The organism is Kitasatospora sp. NPDC059817 (genome assembly GCF_042731835.1).
Taxonomy (GTDB): Bacteria; Actinomycetota; Actinomycetes; order Streptomycetales; family Streptomycetaceae; genus Kitasatospora.
In genome coordinates this window covers 1-6,493 of record NZ_JBHWIR010000279.1, presented here as the reverse complement: position 1 = coordinate 6,493, position 6,493 = coordinate 1, and the positions used below count along the sequence as shown (strand labels likewise).

At 69.6% G+C, this 6,493-nt stretch carries 8 protein-coding genes; 6 read left to right on the top strand and 2 right to left on the bottom strand.

Going from position 1 to position 6,493, the window contains the following annotated elements:
* Positions 1-227 precede the first annotated feature (227 nt).
* Together ACFV61_RS33220 and ACFV61_RS33215 are read left to right on the top strand one after the other, a co-directional pair.
* Positions 228-404 (top strand): hypothetical protein, encoded by a 177-nt coding sequence (locus tag ACFV61_RS33220; protein WP_380495755.1) that lies wholly within the window; start codon positions 228-230, stop codon positions 402-404.
* Positions 401-1,645 carry a CynX/NimT family MFS transporter gene (locus ACFV61_RS33215; protein WP_380495753.1) on the top strand — a complete coding sequence of 415 codons (1,245 nt, stop codon included), beginning with the start codon at positions 401-403 and terminating at the stop codon, positions 1,643-1,645. Before ACFV61_RS33220 ends, ACFV61_RS33215 begins: the two co-directional genes overlap by 4 nt.
* A gap of 64 nt (positions 1,646-1,709) precedes the next feature.
* Here the strand turns inward: ACFV61_RS33215 and ACFV61_RS33210 are convergent, their stop codons facing one another.
* Positions 1,710-2,270 (bottom strand): TetR family transcriptional regulator, encoded by a 561-nt coding sequence (locus tag ACFV61_RS33210; protein WP_380495751.1) that lies wholly within the window; start codon positions 2,268-2,270, stop codon positions 1,710-1,712.
* Between the two features lie 84 nt (positions 2,271-2,354).
* Here ACFV61_RS33210 and ACFV61_RS33205 point away from each other — a divergent pair, with 84 nt between their 5' ends.
* Complete coding sequence (locus tag ACFV61_RS33205) at positions 2,355-3,203, top strand: patatin-like phospholipase family protein (protein WP_380495749.1); 849 nt, start codon at positions 2,355-2,357, stop codon at positions 3,201-3,203.
* Between the two features lie 90 nt (positions 3,204-3,293).
* Positions 3,294-3,506: a DUF397 domain-containing protein gene (locus ACFV61_RS33200; RefSeq protein WP_380423964.1), complete on the top strand. Its 213-nt coding sequence runs from the start codon at positions 3,294-3,296 to the stop codon at positions 3,504-3,506.
* 670 nt (positions 3,507-4,176) lie between these two features.
* On the opposite strand, the gene ACFV61_RS33195 is transcribed toward ACFV61_RS33200, so the two are convergent.
* Positions 4,177-5,205 (bottom strand): hypothetical protein, encoded by a 1,029-nt coding sequence (locus ACFV61_RS33195; RefSeq protein ID WP_380495747.1) that lies wholly within the window; start codon positions 5,203-5,205, stop codon positions 4,177-4,179.
* Positions 5,206-5,511: 306 nt separating this feature from the next.
* Between ACFV61_RS33195 and ACFV61_RS33190 the strand changes: the two genes are divergently transcribed.
* Together ACFV61_RS33190 and ACFV61_RS33185 are read left to right on the top strand one after the other, a co-directional pair.
* Complete coding sequence (locus ACFV61_RS33190) at positions 5,512-5,901, top strand: hypothetical protein (RefSeq protein ID WP_380495745.1); 390 nt, start codon at positions 5,512-5,514, stop codon at positions 5,899-5,901.
* 341 nt (positions 5,902-6,242) lie between these two features.
* Positions 6,243-6,458 carry a DUF397 domain-containing protein gene (locus ACFV61_RS33185; RefSeq protein WP_380495743.1) on the top strand — a complete coding sequence of 72 codons (216 nt, stop codon included), beginning with the start codon at positions 6,243-6,245 and terminating at the stop codon, positions 6,456-6,458.
* Positions 6,459-6,493 lie beyond the last annotated feature (35 nt).

Below are 6,493 nucleotides of genomic sequence, written 5' to 3'. Positions count from 1 at the left end.
CCCCGCTATCAAGACCCGCCCGTCTCCGCGCCCCGCCGGGCGCGGCCCGGCCGCCCCCCCCACCCCCCCCCCCCGGCCCGCCGCTGGAACGGCTCCGGCGAGCAACCGCTGCCCGAGCCGACGACCCTGGCGTCGTCATCACGCCTCCCCCCTGGCCCCGGATCACCGCGATCTGGGCCCAGAAACATGTGATGTTCAAATGTCTGATGTTTGTATAGGCTGCCTCCATGAAACGCACCAGCACACCGCGCAGAACGGCGAGTCTGTCCGCGCCGCTCGTGGACCGCCTCCGCTCACACATCGAGGCGGGCGGCCGGCCGATGGGGACGCGGCCTGCGGCGGCGGCCGCCCGGCTCACCCACGACCACGAGGTCCAGACACCACCAGCCACGGAGCAGCAATGAGTCCGCAACTGTCCTCGACGACCCGTCAGCACTCCGTCTCCGGGCCTGCGGCCAGCGACAGCACGCGGCCCGCCGTGTCGATCGGGCTCGTCCTCGCGATCTGCCTCGTGGCGGCCAACCTGCGGACCAGCCTCACCGGCGTCGGCACGCTGCTGCCGGCGATCGAGCAGGGCAGCGGCCTGACGGCGAGCTGGGGCGGGCTGCTGAGCACCCTCCCCCTGCTGACGTTCGCCGCGACGTCGCCCCTGGTGGCCCGGGCCTCCCACCGGTTCGACAGCGCGCGCCTGCTGGTGGCGGCCCTCGGCGCGCTGGCCGTCGGAACGGTGGTCCGGTCGCTGCCCTCCGTGATCTGCCTGTTCGCCGGGACGGTGATCCTCTCCGCCGCCATCGCCTTCGGCAACGTGCTGCTGCCCGCCATGATCAGGCGCAGCGTGCCCGCACACCGCATCCAGGGCATCAGCGCGCTCTACGTCACCGTCATGGGCGTCACGGCCGCCGTCTCCTCCGGGATCTCCGCCCCGCTCTCCCACTCCCTGCCGGGCTCCTGGCACACCGCGCTGGCCTGGGGCATCGCCTTCACCATCGCGGCGCTCCTCGTCTGGCTGCCCCGGATGCGGGGCGACGGGGCCCGGGCCTCCAGCGGCGCGGGCCGCAGTCCGGTCCCCTGGCGGTCAGGACTGGCCTGGCAGGTCAGCATGTTCATGGGCCTGCAGTCCCTGGCCTTCTACACCGCCGTCGCGTGGCTGCCCAGCATCCTGATCCACCACGGCACGAGCAGCACCACCGCCGGATGGATGCTCTTCTACTACCAGTTGGTCTCCCTGGCGACCAGCGGCCTGCTGCCCCTGCTCACCCGGGGCCGTCACGACCAGCGGTGGACGGCGGCCGGGGCCTCGCTCATCGTGGCCGGCGGCTTCACCGTGCTGGTGTCCGCCCCCGCGCTGTCCGTCGTGGCGTGCACCCTGCTCGGACTGGGCGGCGGCGCGTGCCTCGTCCTCGCGCTGACCTTCCAGAGCGAACGCGCCGGCAGCTCCGGCGAAGCCGCCGCACTGGCCGGCATGGCGCAGTCCATCGGCTACCTCGTGGCGGCGGCCGGCCCGCTTCTCCTCGGCATCCTGCACGACGCCACCGGCAGCTGGACGCTTCCGCTCACGGTCCTGGCCGTCCTCGGCATCGCCATGGCGGTGGCCGGATACGGCGCGGGGCAGGACCGCCACGTGCGCCGTCCTCGGCCTCGCTGACGTCACCATCACCGCACGCGGCCCCGTCCGTCACGCCTCTCGCGCGTTCACCGCTGTCGCGCGTTCACCGCCCCAGGAGTTCGGCGAAGCGGTCCAGCGCGAGATCGGTGCGCCGGCGGTCGCCGGTGGTCGTGAGATCGAACAGCAGACCCCGGACAACGGCCATGACCAGCGTGGGCGTGACGGTGTCGTCAGGGCCGGTGGAGACGTCCCGGAAGGTGGCGCCGAGAGTGTCGAACCAGTCCGTGATCGCCTCGGCCTGGTCGGGGTAGTTCTCGGGGTGGACCAGGCCGTCGGCGTGCACCTCGAAGAACAGCCGGACGAACGGCGCGCGTTCGTCCGCGCTCATCCACCCCCAGATGCCCCGCAGCCGCTCCTGCACGGAGCCCTTCACCGGCGCGGGGTGCCCGGCCAGACGCACCGCGCCTCGGCGGCGGGCCTCGGCGAGGACCGCCGCGACCAACTCCTGCTTGCTGCCGAAGTCATAGAGCAGCATCCGTGGGCTGGTGTCGAGGGCCGCGGCCAGTGGCCGCAGGCTCAGTCCGGCCAGGCCGTGCGCCAGCACGTAGTCGGTCGCCCGAGCCAGCGTGCGCTCGCGACGGGCGGGGTCAGGGGGTCGCCCCACGGTGGATCTCCCTTCGGCGCATCGGAGTTGAGACGGCATTAGCGAGTATATGGTACGACTGTTTCAATAACGAGGGGAGACCACATGCACACCTTCGACCGAGCACTCGTCCTGGGCCCCGGAAGTCACGTCGGCACGGCCTGGACAGCCGGACTGGCCTACGGATTGCGCCGCAACGGCGTGGACCTGGGCGAGGCCGACCTGATCGTCGGCACGTCAGCCGGCTCGATCGTCGGAGCGCTGCTCGCCACCGGGCAGGACCCGGGGCGGCTCGCTTCCTCGGCTCGCCAGGCCGCCCACCGGGTCAAGCCCGACCCTGAGCGGATGGGCGCGGTGTTCGCCGTACTCGGCGACCGCAGCCTGGAACCCGGCGAGGCGAGGCGCCGCGTCGGCCGCCTCGCGCTCGACGGCGCCAGCGCCCAAGCCGAGGAGGCGTTGATCGCGGGGCGCGCCGCCCTGATCGGTGCGGACGCGTGGCCGGAGCGACGACTGCTGATCACCGCCGTCTGCGCCACCACCGGCGAGCCCGTGGTGTGGGACCGCGACAGCGGCGTGCCGCTGGTGCACGCGGTGGCGGCGAGCAGCGCCTTCCCCGGAGCCGCGCCGCCCGTCGCCATCGACGGCCGGCGGTACATGGACGGCGCCCTGCGTGCGGGCCCCAACGCCGATCTCGCCGCCGGAGCCCGCACGTTGGTCGTGGTCGAGCCGATGGCCCACCTGTTCCCCCGGGAGCCGCTCAACCACCAGCTGGCGGCAGTGGGGGCGGACGCCGTGGTGACCATCGGCCCCGATCCGGCCTCGGTGCGCGCCTTTGGCTCGGACGCCGGCGACCTGACGGCCTGGGAACCGGCCTACCAGGCGGGTGTTCGCCAGGCCGGCGACGTCGACGCGCAACTCCGCACCATGTGGAGGGCAGGAGTCGACGCGAGCTGACCGCTGATCACCAACGCCTGTTCGTCTTACCGCCGGGGTAGCCCTACTACACCTGACAGTTCACCATCGGGCCCGAAAGGAATTCCAGTCATGAGTGACCGCGCAGACCTGTCCGGCGCTTCCTGGATCAAGTCCTCGTACTCCGACAACGGCGGTGACTGCGTGGAGGTCGCCACCGACGTCCCCAACCTCGCCCCCGTCCGTGATTCCAAAGACCCCGAGGGTCCTGCCCTCGTCTTCCCCGCCGACGCCTGGTCGTCGTTCATCGCCGTGATCCGAACCGGCGAGTTCGGCGAGGCCTGACGCACACCTTGTCCGAGCCCCACTGCCCACGACGGGCAGTGGGGCTCACGCATCGCTGCCGCTGACACCGCTCCAGGCAGAGCCCCGCCCCGGAGAAACCGGACAGGGCCGTCCGGTCTCGGTCAGCCGATGGTGACCGACCACCGGCCCCGGGACAGGTGGATCACGCCGTCCGGGGTGCCGACGGCACGGGCCGCGTCCGCCCCGCGCTGACCCCCCTGTTCAACCGGCTGGTAGCGATGGACAAGCCTGGAAGCCGCCTGTCATGTCTCTTGCGCGAGATCGGTATCCCCGTCGCGGCCGCCCGCGGCGCCGCCATTCGACAGCAACTCCTTGAGCCGCCTGCCCCCGTCGTCGCGGCCGCTCTGGGCTACCACGACAAGACCACCAGCCGCCACCTCAGGGAGACCGGCGGAACAGGAGCCGATACGCCGCAGAGGATCACACACGGGCATCAGAAGGCTGGGAACCTCGGAGAACTATCGGACTTTCTCCATATTCATCGACATACAGCTCTGCGGCTTCGACTCCTGCGAGTTCCTCGCAGATGCTGACGAGAGTCGTGGGGTCGGTCATCAGACGCCGCTCGATAAGCTGACAGTTGGGCTCATTTTCCTTTGTGGCGGGACATTGGCGACAGTTGAATACGCGAGCTCGCCAGTAGACCGGATCAGATGTCGATCGGGGTCAGGCCGGGGTAGATGTCGTGCCAGAGGTAGCGACGGCAGTGGAAGTGCCAGTAGGCGAAGGCGGTCATGTAACGGTCGAGGTGCGGGCGTTGCTCGTCAGTGGCGAGGTCCAGGACGCGGCGGTAGGCAGCCAGGCCGCTGTCGAGGCTCCGGTGGTATTCGGCGAGGTAGGGGATGTTCTCGCTCACCGAGCGGCGGTAGATCCGGCTGGCGAGGAAGTCCTCGCCGTGCACCGCCTCCTTGTAGAAGGACAAGACATCGTTGATGTCGTTGAGAAACGCGACACAGGAGCTCAGCGCCGCCGACCAGAATGCCCGATTGTGGTGGGCGCTCAAGCAGGGGTCGGTGAACTGAAGTGAGGTGAACCAGAACTGGGAGAAGCCGTTGAAGACACGGACGAAGTCACTGTCGACCCCGTCGGACGCCTCCGGCGTGAACTCCGCCTCCATGAGGACGCCGGTGATCGCGTTGTAGAAGAAGGTCTTGAAGACGGCGAGGAACGTCGGATCGCAGAACTGTGTGAGCTCTTTGAACATGTGCCGGATGTACCGGGCGTTCGGCGAGGATGCGCGTTGCTCGGGCAGCATGCCGGCCCGCAGGATGGCTTCGGCCTCTGCGGGGTCGTGGCAGCACACGTCATCGGTGTTGGTGACGAACACCCAGATGCGATCGAGGGCGAGGGCGAGCGCGTCGTCGGCGATGGGCACCATGAGGGCGCGCATCAACGTGATGTTGGTGGTGGTGGCGGTGGGGATGGTGACGCCGAACGCCGCGAACTCGCTGGTGAGCACATCGGCGTCGGCGCGGGCCTGCGCGAGGTTGACGGGCGGATCGAAGGTTTGGGTGAAGGCGATCATCTCGTCAACCAGGCCGGAGGCCAGGACACTGGCGATCATGGTGCGGTGCCGAGGATCGGGGACGGCGTCGAGGCCGCTCCGCGTGGTGTAGTGGAGGGTGTCCACGCCAGGCGGTCGGGGGTGCCTGATCGTGCGGCGGTCTGTCGAGTCCACACTGCGTCCTTCCGTACGTCGTTTCCGGTCAGAGGCGCGTACCTTTACGGCCGCGCTGGATACTCACACAGTTGATCCCCTCACTGACTGCCAATGAGGCGTCGTGAACCCGACTGGGTGTACGCCGCGCAAACGGGTTGACGGCAGCGGGAGTGCCGAAATCGCCGGAAGCCGAAGGCAGACACACTCGGCAGCACCGCCCCAGCCCGAGGGCGACACCTACACGGGGTCCATCACGCCCCGTTCCTGCTCACCCACGCCCTCCTGGCCGAAGGAGTGCTCACGCGCGAAGCGCGGATCATCAACATGTCCTCGTTCGTGGAAAAGCGCGGCAGGCTCGATGCCACCGATCCAGATGTCGCGGGAACGTCGTGGAGCAAGCGCTTCTACCACCAGATCAACGTCTACGCGACGAGCAAACTCGTCAGCCTCCTGGCCGCGCGAGAACTCGCACATCGCCTACCTGACGGCATGAGCGTCTACAACGCCAATCCTGGGATGGCCAAGGGCACCGCGATGAACAGCAACACCGGTGGTCTGATGCGGCTGACCGCCCCACTGTTCCGTCCGTTCGCCATCACCCCGAACGAAGGCGTGCAGACCCCCGTCTGGCTTGCCAGCGCCTCGCCTGCACCGCGCCCCAGCGGCGGCTTCTTCAGCGAGTCCCAGCCGGAACCCCTTCGCGCCTGGCCCTGAACGACGCTCTCGCCCGGACCGGTACACCAAAACCGCAGCCCTCCTCGGAATGGAGTCCCTCACGAGGTAGGGCCGGCCCGGAACCGGTTGTCACGCCGGGGCTGCGACTGCCTCGTCCTGCGGGGTCCGCGGGCCGGGCACCGTGCAGCCCTCCCGGCAGCCGTTGACCGCGACGGTCCGGCTCGGCTCGGCCCGCAACTTCCGGTGGCCGATTCGGGCGTCCTGGAGCGGGAATGCAGGAAGGTCGAGGCATGGAGCCGTGACTACGATCGGCTTCAGGTGAAGTCGCTATCCAAGTTGGCTTCGCCTGCCGTGATCCGCGCTGCTCGAAAGGAGCACGAATGACCGGCCCCACCCTTGACCTGGCCAGCGCCGAGTGGCGCAAGTCCAGCTACAGCAACAACGGGGGCAACTGCATCGAGGTGGCTCCTGGCTTCCCGGGTGTACTGCCCGTCCGTGACTCCAAGGACCCCGAGGGTCCTGCCCTCGTCTTCCCCGCCGACGCCTGGTCGTCGTTCGTCGCCGCCGTCCGGGCCGGCGAGTTCGGCGAGGTCTGACGCGCACGACTCTCGCGGGCCCCACTACCCACGGC

Excerpts from the sequence above, each read along its gene's own strand:
- ACFV61_RS33220 (WP_380495755.1), top strand. The coding sequence starts at position 228 with ATGAAACGCACCAGCACACCGCGCAGAACGGCGAGTCTGTCCGCGCCG.
- ACFV61_RS33215 (WP_380495753.1), top strand. The coding sequence starts at position 401 with ATGAGTCCGCAACTGTCCTCGACGACCCGTCAGCACTCCGTCTCCGGG.
- ACFV61_RS33205 (WP_380495749.1), top strand. The coding sequence starts at position 2,355 with ATGCACACCTTCGACCGAGCACTCGTCCTGGGCCCCGGAAGTCACGTC.
- ACFV61_RS33200 (WP_380423964.1), top strand. The coding sequence starts at position 3,294 with ATGAGTGACCGCGCAGACCTGTCCGGCGCTTCCTGGATCAAGTCCTCG.
- ACFV61_RS33190 (WP_380495745.1), top strand. The coding sequence starts at position 5,512 with ATGTCCTCGTTCGTGGAAAAGCGCGGCAGGCTCGATGCCACCGATCCA.
- ACFV61_RS33185 (WP_380495743.1), top strand. The coding sequence starts at position 6,243 with ATGACCGGCCCCACCCTTGACCTGGCCAGCGCCGAGTGGCGCAAGTCC.